Genomic DNA, 18,741 nt, shown 5'->3' on the forward strand with positions numbered 1-18,741 from the left:
GCCCCGCCGGCGTCCGTCGCCGAGGTCGAGAAGAAGGCCGAAGCTTGTGCGTGCCGCGGAAAGCCTTCTACCTCGACGGGACCCGGTACGAGGGGGAGGGGCCCAAGGGCGCGAGGCCCCGAGACCCCGGAGCGCCCGAGCGCCCGCCACTCCGATGGGGGGGGGAGTGACGGGCGCGCTCTGGGGGGGCGCACCCTACGGGGTGCGCGGGGACCTGGTGATCAGGCCGCGGCCTTGATGGCCGAGATGTCGAAGGTCAGCTTCACCTTGTCGCTGACCATCACGCCGCCGGTCTCCAGCGCCGCGTTCCACGTCAGGCCCCACTCGGACCGCAGGATCTCCGCGGCGCCCTCGAAGCCGACGCGCTCGTTGCCGTAGGGGTCCGTCGCCGTGCCGTTGAACTCCAGGTCGATGGAGAGCGGGCGGGTGACGTCCTTGATGGTGAGGTCACCGCTGATGCGGTACTTGTCGCCGCCGAGCTGCTCGGCCCGCGTGGAGCGGAAGGACATGACCGGGAACTGCTCGACGTCGAAGAAGTCGGCGCTGCGCAGGTGGCCGTCGCGGTCGGCGATGCCCGTGTCGATGCTGGCGAGCTTGACGTCGATGACTGCGTTGGAGGCGGCCGGGTTCGAGCCGTCGAGCCGCAGCGAGCCCTCGTGGTCGCTGAAGGAGCCGCGGACGTTGGTGACCATGGCGTGACGGACGGTGAAACCGATGCTGCTGTGGGCCGGGTCGATGGTGTATTCGCCGGTCAGAGCGGCGAGTGCCGGCTCCACCTTGCTCGGGGCGGCGGTGGTGGCGGTCTCGTTCTTGCGGTTGAACAGGCCCATGACTACTCCTCGGGAATGCTTGTGGACGGGCGGGGAGTGACCTTCCCGGCCACTCGTTGAATCTTCAACGAGAAGCACCGTATCCGCATTCCCTTAAAGTTTCAACATCTTCGGACGGTGACCCGAGAACTCGGTCCGCTTGGACTGAAGGAAGGTGTTCTTGGACTGCGCGCGCCGCTGCCGTCCGACTTCGTTGACCGTGCCGACGCGCCCCCGCTACCCAGGCACCATGTCGCTCACCAAGAGATCCCGTGCCGCGTGCGTGACCGCCGCCGCCACGGCCGTCCTCCTCTCCGTGGTGGGGCCCGTGCACGCCGCACCGCAGCCGGCCGGGCCCGCCGTGCTCACCTCGGGGCAGCTCGCCGTCGCCGTCGCCGCCGACTTCCCGCGGGTGCTCTCGTACACCGACCGGGCCACCGGCGCCCGCCTCCTCGGCAGCACCCGCCCCGTCACCGAGGTCACGATCAACGGCACCGCGCAGCCCGTGCGGCTGAAGGCCGCGCCCGCCGTGCGCGAGGCGAGCGCCGCGTACACGCTCACCTTCCCCGGCCTGCCCGGCGTCGAGATCGACACGACGCTCTCCGTGTCCGGGCGGGCCACCACCTTCAAGGTGACGGCCGTCCGGGACACCGAGGACTTCAGGGTCGGCACCATCGACATACCGGGGCACGACCTGGTCTCGGTCGGGAGCGCGGACACGGGGGCCGCCACCGCGTTCACGAAGCTCGACCCCGACTCGACGAAGACCGCCGACGTCTTCGGTACGATCACGGACGCGACGGCCCCGGAGACCGCCGCCGTCGGCGGCTCGTACGCCATCGTCAACACGGCCGCGCTCGCCGCCGCAGTCGAGTCGAACTCCAGCTACGACAAGCCCTCGGGTGCCACGAACGGTGACGACGCCCGCTTCTGGCACCAGGCCCGCAAGGACGCCGACGGCAGCATCCGGGTCGGTGTGTGGTCCGGCCAGTGGACCTACCGCGGCGCCGACGCGCCGCAGCCCGAGAGCGGCAAGGACCTGCCCTGGGCCAAGGTCGTCGTCACCCCCGACGCCGGCGACGGGAAGACCGACTGGCAGGACGGCGCCGTGGCCTTCCGGAGCATCGCCGTCACCGCGCCGGGCAGCAAGGACACCCCCGGCCGCGTCGTCACCCACATCCCGTTCAACTTCGCGAGCCAGGCCACCCACCCCTTCCTCCGCACCCTCGACGACGTCAAGCGGATCTCGCTCGCCACGGACGGCCTCGGGCAGCTCGCCGTCCTCAAGGGGTACGGCTCCGAGGGGCACGACTCCGCCCACCCCGACTACGGCGGCAACTACAACAAGCGCGCGGGCGGCCTCGCCGACCTCAACAAGCTGCTGACGAGCGGCAAGAAGTGGGGCGCGACCTTCGGGGTGCACGTCAACGCCACCGAGTCGTACCCGGAGGCCAGGAACTTCAGCGAGACCCTCGTCGACAAGACCAAGCCCGGCTGGAACTGGCTCAACCAGAGCTACTACATCGACCAGCGGCGGGACCTCGACAGCGGTGACCTCGCCCGGCGCTTCCAGCAGCTGCGCGACGAGACCGACCCCAATCTGAGCTTCCTCTACATCGACGTCTACTACACGCACGGCTGGATCGCCGACAAGACGATCCAGGCCGTGCAGGCGCAGGGCTGGAACGTCGGCACGGAGTGGTCCGACAAGTTCGAGCGGGCCTCGCTCTGGTCCCACTGGGCCAACGACCTCAACTACGGCGGCGCCACCAACAAGGGGCTGAACTCGCAGATCATCCGCTTCATCCGGAACGGCGAGAAGGACGTCTGGAACAACCATCCGGTCCTCGGGCAGACCGCACTCGAGGACTTCGAGGGCTGGACCGGCGAGACGGACTGGACCACGTTCTACGCCAACATCTGGGAGAAGAACCTGCCCGCCAAGTTCCTCCAGCAGCAGAGGATCACGCGCTGGGACGGGAACGACATCACGCTCACCGGCGGCCTGCGCGGCACCGTCGAGGACGGCCGGCGCACGTTCCACGACCATGGGCGCAAGGTCCTCGACGGAGACCGCTACCTGCTTCCGTGGGACGGCGGCAAGAAGCTGTACCACTACAACAAGGCCGGAGGCACGAGCAGTTGGGCCGTGCCCGGCAACGCGTCGTACACCGTCTACAAGCTCACCGACAACGGCCGCGTGAAGACCGGCACCGTACGCCCCGCCGACGGCCGGGTCACCCTCGACGCCGAGGCCGGGCAGCCGTACGTCCTCCACCCGGACCGCGCCCCGCAGCAGGCCGTGCCCGGCTGGGGCGAAGGCACCCGCGTCGACGACCCCGGCTTCAACGACACCGGGCTCACCGGCTGGACCAGGACCGGCACCGTCACCCGTGAGACCGACGACCACGGGCGCAACGCGGCCGAGCTCACCGGCACGGCCCCCGCCGCGGTCTCCCAGCGCATCGACGGACTCCGGGCGGGCAAGCGCTACACCGCCTCCGCCCTGATCGAGGTCGAGCCGGGCAAGCAGCGGCGCACGACCCTGAGCATCGGTGGGCGGTCCGTCACCGTCGAACGCTCCACGGTCGAGGACCAGGTCGCCGCGTCCGACCGGCACGGCAGCCACTTCCAGCGCGCCAAGGTCAACTTCACGGCACCGGCCAACGGCGCCACGACCCTCAGGATCGAGGCCGCGCAAGTCTCCGACGGGTCGGCGGCGACCGTCCGGGCCGATGACGTCAGGATCGTCGAGAACGCCCCCGCCACCAAGCCCGGGACGGTCGTGTACGAGGACTTCGAGGCCGTCGACCAGGGCTGGGGGCCGTTCCTGAAGGGGGACGCGGGCGGTTCCACCGACCCCCGTACGCACATCGCGCAGCTCCACGCCCCGTACACACAGGCCGGGTGGAACGGAAAGCTCATCGACGACGTGCTCGTCGACGCCGCCGGCGGCTCGGAGTCCCTCAAGGCCCACGACGAGAACACCGGTCTCGTCTACCGGACCGCTCCCTGGACCGTGCCGATGACCAACGGGCACAGCTACAAGGTCGAGTACGACCACCAGTCGAGCCACGCGGGCGCCTACGAGTGGGTCACCGGCTACGACCGGGCCGGCGGCGGCTCCGTCGAGACCCGCCGCACGCCGATCGGACAGCAGGGGGCACCTCCCAGCGGTAGCTGGGGGAGCACCAGCGGGCACTTCACGGAGACCGTCACCGCGGGCTGCGGCGACACCTGGACCGGGCTGCGCAAGCGCGGGGACGCTCCCGAAGGGGCGGACTTCGTCCTGGACGGGTTCACGGTCACCGACCTGGGCCCGGCCGCGCAGGCGCCTGCCTGCGGCACGCTGAGCGTGGACGCGGCGGCCGAGACGCTGGAGCCGGGAGCGGCCAACGAGGTCACGTCCGTCTTCACCAACGACGAGGCGACTGCGGCCACCGACGTCTCGCTGAGCCTGACGCTTCCCGAAGGATGGACGGCGGAGCCCGCGGGGCCGATGTCCTTCGCCTCGGTCGCGCCCGGCGCCGAGGCGACGGCCACCTGGCAGGTGACCCCGCCGGTGGACGCCAAGTACCAGACGTACGCCGTGGGTTCGCGCGCCACGTACTCGGTCGCCGGCTCGGCACGGGCCCTCGAGGCCACCACGTCTGTATGCACCCTCCCGCCACCGCCCACCAGTGACGCCTGGGCGAGCGACCTCGACTGGACGGCCGCCGAGAACGGCTGGGGGCCGGTCGAGCGGGACCGCTCCAACGGTGAGACGGGCACGGGCGACGGAAGCCCGCTGAAGATCGGCGGAGTGTCGTACGCCAAGGGCCTCGGCACCCACGCCCCGGCCAAGATCCGCTACTACCTGGGCGGCAAGTGCACCTCCTTCACGGGGGAGGTGGGCGTGGACGACGTCCAGACGTCACGCGGCAGCGTGCAGTTCAGCGTCACCGCCGACGGTACGGAGAAGGTCGCGTCGCCGGTGCTGAAGGCCGCGGACGCCGCCTGGACGCTGAGCGCCGACGTCACGGGGGCCGGATACGTCGAGCTCGTCGTCCTCGACGGCGGCGACGGGAACGGCAACGATCACGCCGACTGGGGGAGTGCGCGCTTCCACTGCGCGCCCTGAGACCGGGGGAATGCTCGTGCCCCGCACCCGGCCCGGGTGCGGGGCACGAGCGCTGTCCGGGTGCGGTGGAGGCGACCCCTCATGGGCCGATCCGGTGAACGCCTCGTAGGCCTGTTTCCTGGTGCCGGGCGCCTCCCGGAGAGCCGTCACCGCCGGCGCGGCCGACCCCCGTGGGCTGGAGATCCTCGACAACACCGCCGGCCGTCAGGCCGCCGCCGTCCCGTCCCTCGGACTCACGGCCGCGAACTTCCGGCAGCCCGGTACGGTGGGCACTCTCGCATCGGCCCTCACGAGCACGCTCGGCCGCACCCGGAGCGGCGTGACGACACGCTGCGTGAGTGAACCTCCGCATTCCGGGCAGCCGGAACTCGGCCGGGATCGCCCCGGGCAACGAGTGATCGGCCGCGATCCGTCAGGCGGGGCTGCTGCCGCCGGCAGTGCCCTGCGGCTGCGCAGCCCCCCGGGCGCCGCGGGCGCCACTCCTCGCCGTCAGGTGGCCATTGGCTGACGAGCGGATGACGTCCTTGTCGGACCCCGACAATCCGGGGCAGTCCCCGGCTGGTACTTCGCCTGTGCCGCGCAATGGTTCTGTCCGGGGGTGACAGGAGAACGGTCGCGAGACTGTACGGAGTCAACGGCAGGATTTTCTTGTTCGGGTCCGTAGGGTCGGTACATGACCGTTTTGGACGAGACCACCGGCGAGCCGACCGACGCGCGAGGGCGCGTGGCCGAGCTGCACGCCCTTCGCGAAGAGGCCCGCCGTGGACCCAGTGACCGGGCGACGGAGGCGCAGCACGCCAAGGGCAAGCTGACCGCGCGTGAGCGGATCGAGCTGCTGCTGGACGAGGGTTCGTTCCGTGAGGTCGAGCAACTGCGCCGGCACCGGGCGTCCGGTTTCGGCCTGGAGGCGAAGAAGCCCTACACCGACGGCGTGATCACGGGCTGGGGAACGGTCGAGGGCCGGACGGTCTTCGTCTACGCGCACGACTTCCGGATCTTCGGCGGCGCGCTGGGCGAGGCCCACGCCACCAAGATCCACAAGATCATGGACATGGCCATCGCGGCCGGTGCCCCGCTGGTCTCCCTGAACGACGGTGCCGGCGCCCGGATCCAGGAGGGCGTCTCCGCCCTCGCCGGATACGGCGGCATCTTCCAGCGCAACACCAAGGCCTCCGGTGTCATCCCGCAGATCAGCGTGATGCTCGGCCCGTGCGCGGGCGGCGCGGCCTACAGCCCGGCGCTGACCGACTTCGTCTTCATGGTCCGCGAGACCTCGCAGATGTTCATCACCGGACCGGACGTCGTCAAGGCGGTCACCGGTGAGGAGATCACCCAGAACGGGCTCGGCGGCGCCGATGTGCACGCCGAGACGAGCGGTGTGGCGCACTTCGCGTACGACGACGAGGAGACCTGCATCGCCGAGGTGCGGTACCTGCTGTCGATGCTGCCGCAGAACAACCGCGAGAACCCGCCGCACATGCAGACCGAGGACCCGGCAGACCGCCGCTCCGACGTGCTGCTCGACCTCGTGCCGGCCGACGGCAACCGTCCGTACGACATGCACCAGGTCATCGAGGAGCTCGTCGACGACCGCGACTACCTGGAGATCCACGAGCGCTGGGCGCGCAACATCATCTGCGCCCTCGCCCGGCTCGACGGCCAGGTCGTCGGCATCGTCGCCAACCAGCCGCAGACGCTGGCCGGCGTGCTCGACATCGAGGCGTCCGAGAAGGCCGCCCGTTTCGTGCAGATGTGCGACGCTTTCAACATCCCGATTGTCACGCTGCTGGACGTGCCGGGATTCCTGCCCGGCGTCGACCAGGAGCACGGCGGCATCATCCGCCACGGAGCCAAGCTGCTGTACGCGTACTGCAACGCGACCGTGCCCCGGATCTCGCTGATCCTGCGCAAGGCCTACGGCGGCGCGTACATCGTGATGGACTCCCAGTCCATCGGCGCCGACCTCACCTACGCCTGGCCGACGAACGAGATCGCGGTGATGGGTGCCGAGGGCGCCGCCAACGTCATCTTCCGCCGGCAGATCGCCGACGCCGAGGACCCCGAGGCCATGCGCGCCCGCATGGTCAAGGAGTACAAGGCCGAGCTCATGCACCCCTACTACGCCGCGGAGCGCGGACTGGTCGACGACGTCATCGACCCGGCCGAGACGCGCGAGGTGCTCATCCGCTCCCTCGCCATGCTCCGTACCAAGCACGCCGACCTGCCGTCCCGCAAGCACGGCAACCCCCCGCAGTAACCCACGAGGAGAACGCTGCAGATGACCACCTCCGCCGAGTCCCTGCTCCGGGTCGAGAAGGGCCACGCCGACCCCGAGGAGCTGGCCGCGATCACCGCGGTCCTGCTGGCCCGTGCCGCCGCGCAGCCGTCCGCGCCGGCCGGCCGCGGCCGCAGCACGGCCGGCTGGCGTCGGCTGGAGCGCCAGTCCGGCTTCCGCGCCCCGCACAGCTGGCAGGGCTGACGCCGTACCGACCACCGAGACCCCGCTGCTCCCTCCCAGGGACGGCGGGGTCTCGGCGTGCGTGCCGCGAACGTCCAGCGGCCCGGCGTGTCCGTCTCCGTCCGCAGGCTCCGACGGGCTTCGAGGCGTCGCGCAACGAGAAGGCCCCGCACTCCAGCCGGAGTGCGGGGCCTGCACCGTGTACGGGACCGGTACGGCGACGGCCTACCGAAGACGTGCCATCAGTGCGTGCTCGACGAGGGTGATGAGGGCGCTCTTGGCGTCCGCGCGGTGGCGGGCGTCGGTGGTGATGATCGGGGTGTCGGGCCCGATCTGCAGCGCCTCGCGGACCTCGTCGGGCGTGTAGGGCTGATGTCCCTCGAAGCCGTTGAGAGCCACGACGAAGGGCAGTCCGCTGTTCTCGAAGTAGTCGACCGCGGGGAAGCAGTCCGCGAGACGGCGGGTGTCCACCAGCACCACGGCGCCGATGGCGCCCCGGACGAGGTCGTCCCACATGAACCAGAACCGGTCCTGTCCGGGCGTGCCGAACAGGTACAGGATGAGGTCCTGGTCCAGGGTGATGCGGCCGAAGTCCATGGCCACCGTGGTGGTGGTCTTGCCCCCGGTGTGGGTGAGATCGTCGATGCCCGCGGATGCGGACGTCATCACGGCCTCGGTACGCAGCGGGTTGATCTCCGAAACGGCGCCGACGAACGTGGTCTTGCCCACGCCGAAGCCGCCCGCCACCACGATCTTCGCGCTGGTGGTTGAGCGGGCTGCACCGCCGCTAGAGCTTGCGAAGTCCACTGAGCACCCTTTCGAGCAGTGTCACGTCTGGCTGGCCGCCGGCGGACTCGTCGCCGCCGGGCTGGTGAATGGCGACAAGTCCGGCCTCCGCCAGGTCGGCTACGAGGATCCGGGCAACGCCGAGGGGGATGGAGAGAAGTGCCGAGATCTCGGCGACCGACTTGATCTCGAAGCACAGTCGGCAGATCCGCTGGTGCTCGGGCAACTGCCCTTGCAGCCGCACGGGATCGGCCGTGGTACTGACCAGCGCCTCGATGGCGAGCTGGTAGCGCGGCCTGGTCCGGCCACCGGTCATCGCGTACGGACGCACCAATGGGTTGTGGTTGCCCGACGCGGGTGCCGACGCGGGTGCCGGCTCAGGGTTCCGCCGGGGCGCCACGGGCTGGATCCGGGGCGCCTGCGGCTGGTTGTACGACGGGTCGTACGGCTGCTGCGGCCGCTGGTACGGCTGCGGGCCGCCGCCTCTGCTCGGCGTGGAGGGAAAGTTGAAGCGGTTCTGACCCTGCTCACCCGGAGACTGCTGAGCACCGTCATATGGGTGTCCGCCTGGGGGTGTTGCCACGTTTCTTCCTCCTCCGAGTGCCGTACGCCGGTCCATGTCCCTGTGGAGCCGCGCCACCGCACCCTATGGTGCGGTGGCGAGAAACGCACTGCCTGTTTGTTAGTTGAGAAGACTTCCCTGGAGTTCGGCACGGAGGTCCGGGGTGAGGACGCTGCCGGCACGGTCGACCAGGAGTGCCATCTCGTAGCCGACGAGACCGATGTCGGCGTCGGGGTGGGCGAGCACGGCCAGCGAGGAGCCGTCCGAGATGGACATGAGGAAGAGGAAGCCGCGCTCCATCTCCACGACGGTCTGGTTGACCGCGCCGCCTTCGAAGATGCGCGACGCCCCCGCGGTCAGCGAGGTCAGACCGGACGCGACGGCCGCAAGCTGGTCCGCTCGGTCGCGCGGGAATCCCTCGGACATCGCCAGCAGGAGTCCGTCGGCGGAGACCACCACGGTGTGGGACACCCCAGGGGTGTTGTCCACGAAGTTGGTGATCAACCAGTTCAGATTCTGCGCCGCCTGGCTCATCGGGCTCACACTAACGCTCCTGGTTGTAGGTACTACCCGGGCCGAAGCCCATTCCGTTCGTGTCCGTCCCCGCGGTGCGTCCCTTCTGGACACCGCGCCGCAGGTTGCTCAACCTGCCACGCACGTCTTCAGGGGCGCGGGAGACCTGGGGGCCGCCCTGCGGGGTCTGCTCCGCCGTGCCCTCGACCAGATTGGCCTTGGGGACCCGCCGGGGGAGACCGGACGGGGTGACTCCGCCCGCTGCGGGCTTGCGGAGCTTCTCGGCCCGCTGCCAGCGCTCGTCGTTCGTCGAGCGCCAGTCGTCGGAGCCGTCCGCCTCGGGCCGCCCGTTCCGAGGGGCCTGCGGGGCCTGACCGGCCGAAGTCGCCTGTCCTGCCTGCCCGTTGTCGGCGCCGGTGGGCTGCCACTGGCCTTGCGCCGGCTGGCTGCCGCCGCGTCGCGGCAGACCGGCGTCGGTCACCTGGTGGCTGCTGCTCGGAGCAGGACCCGGACGGTCGAAGCCTACGCGCTCCGGAGCGCTCGCGGGAGCGCCGGGCGCAGATTCCGCATCCGACCGGTAGCCCTGCTCGTAGCCACCCCGGTACCCGCCCTGATCGGCCCACTCTCCCTGGTCGGAGCCGTGGCCGAACTGGCCGTCGTACTGCGGCCGGTGCTCCTGCGGGGCGTCGTACGAGGCCTCCGCATACGCCTGCTCGGAGTGCTCGGGGTAACCGCCGGAAACCGGGTACTCACCAGTGCGGTCGTAGCCGTCGCCGCCCTCGGAGCCGTAGCCGTTCTGCTCGTAGGAGGACTGCTGCTCCTGCGCCGCGAAGCCCTGGTCGTACTGCTCCCCGGCGTACTGGCCGTCGGCGTACTGGTCCCGCTCGCCGTACGCCTGCTGCGTCTCGTCACGGAACAGCGGGCGGTCGCCGCCCGACTGCGCCTCGAGCGCCGCACGGCGCTCCTCGCGCATCAGGGAGCGGTTGACCGGGTCCAGCTGGCGGTTGTCGGACGACTGCTCCTCGTAGCGAGAGTCGTCGAAGCCCAGCTCGGCCGCGGTGCGCATCGTGGTGGCCTCGAAGGACTGCTGCTGCGGGATCATCTGCGACACGGTGAAGTCGTCCACGGGAAGCGCTTCGCCACCGCCACCATGCGTGATCGCGTCCGGGAGCATGACCAGCGAGGTCGTACCGGCCTGCTCGCCCGAGGGGCGCAGCTGGACGCGGACGCCGTGCCGGTCGGCGAGACGGCCGACCACGAAGAGGCCCATGCGTTGCGAGACGGCGGCGTCCACCGTCGGCGGGTTGGCCAGCTTGTGGTTGATGTCGGCGAAGTCCTCGGCGGTCAGGCCGATGCCCTTGTCGTGGATCTCGATCATGACCCGACCGTCGGGCAGCCGGGTCGCGGTGACGCGGACCTTCGTCTGCGGAGAGGAGAACGTCGTGGCGTTCTCCAGCAGCTCGGCGAGCAGGTGCACGAGGTCGGTCACGGCCTGGCCGTGGATCTCGCTCTCCGGGACGCCCGTGAGCTCGATGCGCTCGTAGGCCTCCACCTCGGAGGAGGCGGCGCGCAGCACGTCCACCAGCGGCACCGGCTGGTTCCAGCGGCGGCCGGGCTCCTCGCCGGCGAGAACGAGGAGGTTCTCGCCGTTGCGGCGCATACGGGTCGCGAGGTGGTCCAGCTTGAAGAGGTTCTCCAGCTGGTCCGGGTCGGCCTCGTTGTTCTCCAGGTCGGTGATCAGGGTCAGCTGGCCCTCGATCAGGGACTGGTTGCGGCGCGACAGGTTGGTGAAGATCGCGTTGACGTTGCCCCGCAGCATGGCCTGTTCGGCGGCGAGCCGGACGGCCTCGCGGTGGACCTGGTCGAAGGCGCGGGCGACCTCGCCGATCTCGTCCTGCGTGTCGATCGGGATCGGCTGCACGCGGGTGTCGACCCGGCCCGGCTCGGTGCGGGACAGCTGGTCGACCAGCATCGGCAGACGCTGCTCGGCGATGCCGAAGGCGGCGGTCCGCAGCTGGCGCATCGAGCGGCTCATCTGGCGGCCCACCAGACCGGCCAGGATGAACGCGGTGAGCAGCGCGATGATGACGATCAGACCGTTGACGATGGCGTCGGTCTTGGCCTCGTCGGAGATCCGGGCCGCTTCGGTCACGGCCTTGTCGACGAGGTCGTTCTCGATCTCGGTGTAGCCGTCGAACTTGGCGGTGGCGGCGGCCATCCACACCGTCGGCGTCACACCCTGCTCGGCGAGCTCGTCGGGTTCGTCGCCGGAGCTGATGGCGGCGACCATGCCGTCGTAGACGGAGCCGTTCTTCTCCGGCGGAAGCGTGAACTTCACGCCGGCGGCCTGTGCCTGCTGGGCGGCCTCGGCGAGCTTCTTGGCGCCCTCCTGCGACTTGGCGCCCATGACCGACTTCAGCTTCTCGGTGTCCTCCGCCGCACCGCCGGAGACGTACTCGCCGAGGGCGATCCCCTCCAGGTACGCGTACGAGGAGAAGGCGACCGTCTGCCCGTTCCTGACCGCCTGCTTCTCGCTGGGGCGGACGAGCAGATGCGTGCCGATGGAGCGCTGCAGCGACTCGGCGCCCTTGGCCAGCTGGATCGCGTAGAGCGTGCGGCCGAAGCTCGTGACGTTCCCGGTGCCCAGGCCGAGCTCGTTGGAGAACTCCGTGAGGTAGTGCTGGACCAGCACGTAGCCCTCTTCGGTGGCGACCGGGCCACCCTTGCCGTTGGACTTGTCCGGCGTCTCGACGGCGGCGCTGTACGCGGTCTGGCGGATCAGTTCGAGCTTGGGCTCCGCCTCGCGGAAGAGCTTGAGGCGGCGCTCCAGGCCCTGCTTCTGGGGCATGTCCGCGACGGCCACGTCGAACTTCTTCTTGGCGGCGTCGGTGGCCGCCCGGGTCTGCTGGACCACCGCGGCGTCGCGCTTGCCCTCGAGCAGGGGCTGGGCGGTGAGGTCACGCTCGTTGAGCAGCGCCTGGCCGTACTCGGAGGCGGCGCGCACGACCAGGGCCGTCTTCTCCGCGTCCTGCGCCTCGTTCCAGGTGTCGATCGATCCCTTCACCTGGAAGCCGCCCATGACGAGGCCGACCAGCGCGGGTATGAGGAGGATCGCGTTCAGCCTGGTCGGCACCCGCCAGTTGCGTGGGGACAGCCTGCTGGAACTGCCCCCGGCGGGGGGCGGCGCCACGGGCTGCACATCCGCAGGCGACGCCGCTGCACGCGGGGGCGGGGTGAAGTTGCCCCGCGCCTGCTGCTCTGCGGAGCTTGTTTTGCTTCGCCTCACTCGACCAACAACCTCTCGGCGTCGGCACCTACGTTGTGCCGATTATTGTTCAGGGCCGTACTACTCACGAGTTCGTCGATTTCAGCACGCCGAGCGGTCCCGTTCCAAACAGCGTGAAGACGCCGTTCCGGGTGCTCCAGGCCGCCGATAAAACGGGCATAAAGAGCCAGCCCTGGCAAATGGCGAGGCCTATGTGAGCACAGCGGTACCAGCCGGATGCGCCGGGTGTCCGAGCCCGGAGAATTCTCTGTCGAAACGTTATGAACACGGAGGCGGACCGTGTCAAAAGACACAGCCCGCCCACGATTTCTCTACGACAACTGCCGTATACACGAGACTACTTGAGTCGTGCCATCAGTGCGTGCTCGACGAGGGTGATGAGGGCGCTCTTGGCGTCCGCACGATGGCGGGCGTCGGTGGTGATGATCGGGGTGCCGGGCCCGATCTGCAGCGCCTCGCGGACCTCGTCCGGGGTGTAGGGCTGATGTCCCTCGAAGCCGTTGAGAGCCACGACGAAGGGCAGTCCGCTGTTCTCGAAGTAGTCGACCGCGGGGAAGCAGTCGGCAAGTCTTCTCGTGTCGACGAGAACCACGGCGCCGATGGCGCCCCGGACGAGGTCGTCCCACATGAACCAGAACCGGTCCTGTCCGGGGGTGCCGAACAGGTACAGGATGAGGTCCTGGTCCAGGGTGATGCGGCCGAAGTCCATGGCCACCGTGGTGGTGGTCTTGCCCCCGGTGTGGGTGAGATCGTCGATGCCCGCGGATGCGGACGTCATCACGGCCTCGGTACGCAGCGGGTTGATCTCCGAGACGGCGCCGACGAACGTGGTCTTGCCCACACCGAAGCCGCCCGCCACCACGATCTTCGCGGAGGTCGTCGCCCGGGCCGTTCCGCCGCTAGATCTTGCGAAGTCCACTGAGCACCCTTTCGAGCAGTGTCACGTCCGGCGTGCCGCCGGCCTCTCCGTTGCCCGGCTGGTGGATCGCCACCATGCCCGCCTCGGCCAGGTCCGCCACAAGGATCCGAGCCACACCGAGCGGCATCGACAGCAGTGCCGAGACCTCGGCGACCGACTTGACCTCCTGGCACAGGTGGCAGATCCGCTGGTGCTCCGGCAGGAGCGTCACGAGATGCGCAGGGTCTGCCGTGGTGCTGACCAGTGCCTCTATGGCGAGTTGGTAGCGGGGCCGGGTCCGGCCGCCGGTCATCGCATACGGACGCACCAGCGGCTGGTCGCCTTCATGTCCGTAGTCGGTGTCCATGGGGACACCGTACGGATCGTGAGAGGCGGGGGGCGGGGTCATGAATCCTCCGGGCGTGACAGCAAGTGGTCGGCTGTGCCGTCTGAATGGGCCGGTGGGGGGCCGGGTGGGGCGGCATGACGGTTGTGGGGCGGTTAGGGGGTACCAGGGGTGCACCTGGGGGCACACACCCCCCTTGCAACGGTTGTGCGAAGCGTCTAGTGCAGCAGGCTCCCCTGGAGTTCGGCACGGAGGTCCGGGGTGAGGACGCTGCCGGCACGGTCGACCAGGAGTGCCATCTCGTAGCCGACGAGACCGATGTCGGCGTCGGGGTGGGCGAGCACGGCCAGCGAGGAGCCGTCCGAGATGGACATGAGGAAGAGGAAGCCGCGCTCCATCTCCACGACCGTCTGGTTGACAGGGCCGCCTTCGAAGATGCGGGAGGCGCCTGCGGTCAGCGAGGTCAGTCCGGACGCGACGGCCGCAAGCTGGTCGGCTCGGTCGCGCGGGAATCCCTCGGACATCGCCAGCAGGAGTCCGTCGGCGGAGACCACCACGGTGTGGGACACCCCAGGGGTGTTGTCCACGAAGTTGGTGATCAACCAGTTCAGGTTCTGCGCCGCCTGGCTCATCGGTCTCAACTAACGCTCCTGCTGGTGAGTGGGCCCGACGTTGAAGCTGCCGGTGTTACCGGTGCTGCCCGCCTGCCGGCCTTGCTGGATACCCCGGCGGAGGTTGGTCAGCCGGCCCCGCACATCGTCCGGGGCGCGGGATACCTGCGGACCGGACTGGTGGGTCGACTCCTGAGCGGTACCGGGCACGAGATTGGCGCGCGGAACCCGCTTGGGCAGACCCGAGGTGGTGATCCCGCCTGCGGCGGGCTTGCGGACCCGCTCGGCCTGGCGCACCAGCTCGTCGTTGGGCGAGGTGCGCCAGGCGGCGCCACTCGCGTTGTGCTGGACCGGGTGGCCCGCCTGTCCGCCGGCCGGCCCCGCGGTGGGACGTCGCGGCGGCATCGGCGGGGCGGGACGCTGGGCGGGCTGCTGCGGTGCGGCCGGGGGCTGCTGGGCCCCGTTGGCCGGACCGCCGTAGCCGGGCTGACCACCCGGCGCGCCGTGGAACCAGTTGGTCTCCAGCGTGTCGTACAGCGGCGTGCGGCCGTCGCCCGGGCCGGCCGGGGGCAGGGCCTCGGGCTGCGGCTGTGCGGGGAGGCTCGCGGCCGGGGGACGCGGGGCTCCGAAGTCGGCGGTGTCGCGGCGGCCGCGGCCCGGGGCGCCCTGGCCGTAGCCCTGCTGGCCCTGACCGGCAGCCGGACGCGGCGCGTTGAAGTCGGGGCGCTGGAACTGCTCGGTGGCTGCGGGGTCCTGGCCGCCGTGGCGCGGTGCCGAGTAGCCCTGGCGGGCGTACTGACCGGTGGTGTCGGGCTCCTCGTGGCCGCGCGGGGCGTCCAGCGGGGAGCGCTGCGGTACGGCCGGCTGCTCGCTGCCCCAGCTGGTGGTCTCCGGGCGCTGCGGACGCTGACCCTGCGGGCCGCTGCCGGGCAGTTCGGCGCGCGGGGCACCGGTCGGCGGCAGCTGGCGGCCCCGGTCGTCACCGGCAGGGGCGCCCTGCCGCTGGCTGTTGCGGTCGCGGCCGCCGATGCCGCTCTGACGGGAGTCGTTGCGGTCCTGGGCGCCCGGTCGGCCGCGGCCGCTGTCGGAGCCGTACGCGCCGACGGGTGCGCCGGCCTGACGCGACGGGTCCTGCTGCGGGGCGCCGCCCTGCTGGGGGCCGCCCTGCGGGGCGCCGCCCTGGAAGGACGCGCCGTCACGCGGCGGCAGCGCGGCGCGCGCAGCCGATCCGGCACCGACCTGGCCACGCGGCGCACCTGCGCCGAGACGGCCCGCGGACGCACCGCCGGGACCTCCGGACGGTCCGCCGCCGAGACCGGGACGGCCGCCACCGGGACCGCCCTGACCACCGCCCGCGCCGGGGTTACCGGGCAGACCGCGGCCGCCGCCGGGGCCCTGCGGGGCACCGTTCTGCGCGCCCGCACCGGGCTTGGCCTGGGGCTTCTTGCCACCGTGTGCGACATCGACGGGGAGCATGACCAGCGCGGTCGTACCACCGGAGTCGGACGGACGGAGCTGGATCCGGATGCCGTGCCGCAGGGACAGGCGGCCGACCACGAACAGACCCATGCGACGCGACACCGAGACGTCCACGGTGGGCGGCGACGCGAGCCGCTCGTTGATCGCGGCCAGGTCCTCGGGGGAGAGGCCGATACCGGTGTCGTGGATCTCGACGAGGACACGGCCGTCCGGCAGCGCGTGACCGGTCACGCGGACCTTGGTCTGCGGAGAGGAGAACGACGTGGCGTTCTCCAGCAGCTCGGCGAGGAGGTGCACGAGGTCGTTGACGACGCGGCCCGCGACCTCGGTCGCCGGGACGGCGGCCAGTTCGATGCGCTCGTACTGCTCCACCTCGGACGCGGCGGCTCGGAGCACGTCGACGAGCGGGACGGGCCGGGTCCAGCGGCGGCCCGGCTCCTCGCCCGCGAGGACGAGGAGGTTCTCGCCGTTACGGCGCATGCGGGTCGCGAGGTGGTCCAGCTTGAAGAGGGAGGACAGCTGGTCAGGGTCGGCCTCGCGGGACTCCAGCTCGGAGATGAGCGACAGCTGACGCTGGATGAGACCCTGCGAGCGGCGCGAGAGGTTGGTGAACATCGCGTTGACGTTGCCCCGCAGCAGGGCCTGCTCGGCGGCGAGGCGGACGGCCTCGCGGTGCACGTCGTCGAAGGCCGTGGCCACCTGGCCGATCTCGTCCCTGGAGTGCACACCGACCGACTCGACGGTCGTGTCGACGTCCTGCGGGTCGGCCTCGGAGAGCTGCTTGACGAGCTCGGGCAGCCGGTCCTGGGCGACTCTGGTGGCGGTGTCCTGGAGGCGTCGCAGCGAGCGGATCATGGACCGGGCCACGACGAAGGCGCCGACGAGCGACACGCCGAGGACGACCAGGATCAGCGCACCGTTGATGATGGCGTCCTGCTGCGACTCCTGCTTGAGCTCGCGGGCCCGGCTCTCCATCTCACCGAGGAGGGTCTCCTCGATCTGGTTCATCGCCTGGATCTTGGTGTCGGCCTGGTCGGTCCAGTCCAGGTAGCTGCGGCGCTCGGGCGTCTTGGAGATGCCGTCGGTGCTGCGCAGCACGCGGTCCGCGTAGGTGTCGGCCTTCTGGATCTCGGAGTTGCCGGTCTCCAGCGGGGCGGTCAGCTCCTCGGCGTTGCCGCCGAGCGCGGAGTAGATCGCGGTGAACGACTTCAGCGCCGCGTCCTCGTTGGTCTTGGCGTCCAGACCGGTGAGGCGGTCGTTCTCGTTCATGCTGCCGACGGCGCTGCTGGTCTTCGGGAGCGCGGCGGCGATGACCGCGCGCTGGATGGAGGCGTACTCCTTGGCGGACGAGAACGCGGCCAGCGCGCGGGTCCGCTTGATCATGTCCGGGTTGCTCGTCGCCTGGGCCATGTCCTGGGACAGGCTCAGCAGCGAGTCGATCAGCCGGGAGTACTGGCTGATCGTCTGCGAGTTGGAGACGAGTTCCCCCTCTGTCTCCTTGTAGGCATTCTTCCGGATCTCGGTGATGTTGTGCACCTGCGCCGCGATCTGGGCCACGTTGGAGCGGATGCCCTCCAGGGCGTCGTCGCCGGTGGTGTCACCGATGTCGTTGGTCGCGTCGAGGAACGCCGCCTTGCGCTGGTCGGTCACCCCCCGGGGCTGGGAGACCTTGAAGTCCGTGGCCTTGCCGCCGTGCGCCAGCGGGCCGGCCGCGTGGTCGCGCTCGTTCTGGAGCGCCTCGGCGAGAGCGGTCGCCTCCCGGGTCATCTTGGTGAGCAGCTGCATGTGCTCCAGCTGCTCCATGTCGCTCATCGACTCGTTGATACGGAGTCCGCCCAGCGTGGTCGCGGCGACCACGGGGAGCGTGAGCAGGGAGACCAGGCGCGTGCTGATGCGCCAGTTGCGCAGGGCTATGCGAGAGCCCGTGTCGGGGGAGCCCTTGGGCTTCAGCGGGACGGCGGTGTCTTTACCGCCCGGTGCCGCGCCGGAGCGCGCACCACGGTCACCGACGTCGCCGGCCGCGGGCCGGTCCTGGTTCTGGGCGTGCTGGGGCGAGGAGCCGCGGTCGGTCCCGCCGTGCGGCTCCTGTTCAGCCGCAGCGCTGCCATCCCTCTTGAAACGTCCCTGCACTAGCGTCGCAACCTCTGGACCAGGCGTCCCTCCGCGTACACGGCGGGACGGTGTCGGCGTGGTGGGGCGATGAGCATGCCCCATTAGGTGGGTCTGGAGTGACCGGCGCTTCCTTCCCCCTCCCGCCGCCACTCGGCGCTGCGTTGCGCCCCTGCGCGCCGGCCTGAAACCCGCGGCGGTGCGTGGAATTCCAGCACAGTGCCGGATCTCCAACAAGGGCCGCGGGCCGGGCTGTGACGAGAGTGACACGTTGTAAGTGACGCGTGACAAGCCGTAGAAAGCGACGGGGAAGAATGGGACTTTTGCGTACGAGTCGCTTACGGGTGGGGGGTGTCCCAGTCGCCATGATCGGGAGCGGAATAGCTGATTCAGCTATGCAATGTCCGTTTCTGTAAGGGCATTTCGCTGTCCAGAATGACGGAATTGCCCCTCCCGTCGTGAGCAAACTCACACGGAGATCGTTGCCTTGTCCATGCTTTCGCAGGGAATGGGGTGTCTAGCCTTTTGCTTTACAAGAACCGGCGCTCTGACAAGGACCTGATCCCCCGATGAAGACCATGATGTTCCGCAACATAGCCAACCCCCGGCGCACCACGCTCGCGCACCTCGCGGACGCCGACGAGCTGCAGCCGGAGGCCCAGCCGGAGCATTCGGTCGACCTCCCCACCCAGACGGCCAACCCCCGCCGCACCACCCTCCTGAACGCCCCGGTGGCCCCGTGATCCCCGGGGCGCAGTGACGGG

14 protein-coding genes are annotated in these 18,741 nt (G+C 70.3%); 5 read left to right on the forward strand and 9 right to left on the reverse strand.

Annotated elements, in window-relative coordinates; all coding sequences use genetic code 11:
* Positions 1–221 precede the first annotated feature (221 nt).
* The gene (locus tag ACWCP0_RS12235; RefSeq protein ID WP_451078739.1) at positions 222–830 is read right to left on the reverse strand and encodes a YceI family protein; all 609 of its coding nucleotides are present in this window, start codon (positions 828–830) and stop codon (positions 222–224) included.
* 229 nt (positions 831–1,059) lie between these two features.
* Here ACWCP0_RS12235 and ACWCP0_RS12240 point away from each other — a divergent pair, with 229 nt between their 5' ends.
* From ACWCP0_RS12240 to ACWCP0_RS12255, 4 genes are all read left to right on the forward strand, one after another.
* Entirely contained in the window at positions 1,060–4,929 is a 3,870-nt protein-coding gene (locus ACWCP0_RS12240; RefSeq protein ID WP_451078740.1) for an endo-alpha-N-acetylgalactosaminidase family protein, read from the forward strand.
* Positions 4,930–5,050: 121 nt separating this feature from the next.
* A complete protein-coding gene (locus tag ACWCP0_RS12245) occupies positions 5,051–5,437 on the forward strand; it encodes a polysaccharide lyase beta-sandwich domain-containing protein (protein ID WP_451078741.1) in 387 nt (128 codons plus the stop codon).
* A gap of 165 nt (positions 5,438–5,602) precedes the next feature.
* The gene (locus tag ACWCP0_RS12250; protein ID WP_451078742.1) at positions 5,603–7,186 is read left to right on the forward strand and encodes an acyl-CoA carboxylase subunit beta; all 1,584 of its coding nucleotides are present in this window, start codon (positions 5,603–5,605) and stop codon (positions 7,184–7,186) included.
* 21 nt (positions 7,187–7,207) lie between these two features.
* Positions 7,208–7,408, forward strand: a complete 201-nt coding sequence (locus tag ACWCP0_RS12255) for an acyl-CoA carboxylase subunit epsilon (protein ID WP_351223428.1) — start codon at positions 7,208–7,210, stop codon at positions 7,406–7,408.
* 204 nt (positions 7,409–7,612) lie between these two features.
* Here the strand turns inward: ACWCP0_RS12255 and ACWCP0_RS12260 are convergent, their stop codons facing one another.
* From ACWCP0_RS12260 to ACWCP0_RS12295, 8 genes are all read right to left on the reverse strand, one after another.
* Positions 7,613–8,194 (reverse strand): GTP-binding protein, encoded by a 582-nt coding sequence (locus tag ACWCP0_RS12260; protein WP_351223430.1) that lies wholly within the window; start codon positions 8,192–8,194, stop codon positions 7,613–7,615.
* On the reverse strand, positions 8,175–8,756 hold the full coding sequence (locus ACWCP0_RS12265) for a DUF742 domain-containing protein (RefSeq protein ID WP_451078743.1): 582 nt from the start codon (positions 8,754–8,756) through the stop codon (positions 8,175–8,177). Before ACWCP0_RS12265 ends, ACWCP0_RS12260 begins: the two co-directional genes overlap by 20 nt.
* Before the next feature lie 99 nt (positions 8,757–8,855).
* Positions 8,856–9,269, reverse strand: coding sequence for a roadblock/LC7 domain-containing protein (locus tag ACWCP0_RS12270; RefSeq protein WP_030125847.1), 414 nt, complete (start codon positions 9,267–9,269; stop codon positions 8,856–8,858).
* A 10-nt stretch (positions 9,270–9,279) separates the two neighbouring features.
* Positions 9,280–12,534, reverse strand: coding sequence for a nitrate- and nitrite sensing domain-containing protein (locus tag ACWCP0_RS12275; protein WP_451078744.1), 3,255 nt, complete (start codon positions 12,532–12,534; stop codon positions 9,280–9,282).
* A gap of 337 nt (positions 12,535–12,871) precedes the next feature.
* Positions 12,872–13,453, reverse strand: coding sequence for a GTP-binding protein (locus ACWCP0_RS12280; RefSeq protein WP_451078745.1), 582 nt, complete (start codon positions 13,451–13,453; stop codon positions 12,872–12,874).
* Positions 13,434–13,841 (reverse strand): DUF742 domain-containing protein, encoded by a 408-nt coding sequence (locus tag ACWCP0_RS12285; protein ID WP_351223438.1) that lies wholly within the window; start codon positions 13,839–13,841, stop codon positions 13,434–13,436. The genes ACWCP0_RS12280 and ACWCP0_RS12285 overlap by 20 nt, the downstream gene beginning before the upstream one ends.
* 155 nt (positions 13,842–13,996) lie before the next feature.
* On the reverse strand, positions 13,997–14,410 hold the full coding sequence (locus ACWCP0_RS12290; protein WP_228977003.1) for a roadblock/LC7 domain-containing protein: 414 nt from the start codon (positions 14,408–14,410) through the stop codon (positions 13,997–13,999).
* Positions 14,411–14,419: 9 nt separating this feature from the next.
* Positions 14,420–17,998, reverse strand: coding sequence for a nitrate- and nitrite sensing domain-containing protein (locus tag ACWCP0_RS12295; protein WP_451078746.1), 3,579 nt, complete (start codon positions 17,996–17,998; stop codon positions 14,420–14,422).
* Positions 17,999–18,546: 548 nt separating this feature from the next.
* Between ACWCP0_RS12295 and ACWCP0_RS12300 the strand changes: the two genes are divergently transcribed.
* Complete coding sequence (locus tag ACWCP0_RS12300; RefSeq protein WP_451078747.1) at positions 18,547–18,720, forward strand: hypothetical protein; 174 nt, start codon at positions 18,547–18,549, stop codon at positions 18,718–18,720.
* The last annotated feature ends 21 nt before the right edge of the window (positions 18,721–18,741 follow it).

It is taken from the genome of Streptomyces sp. NPDC001970 (genome assembly GCF_053594115.1).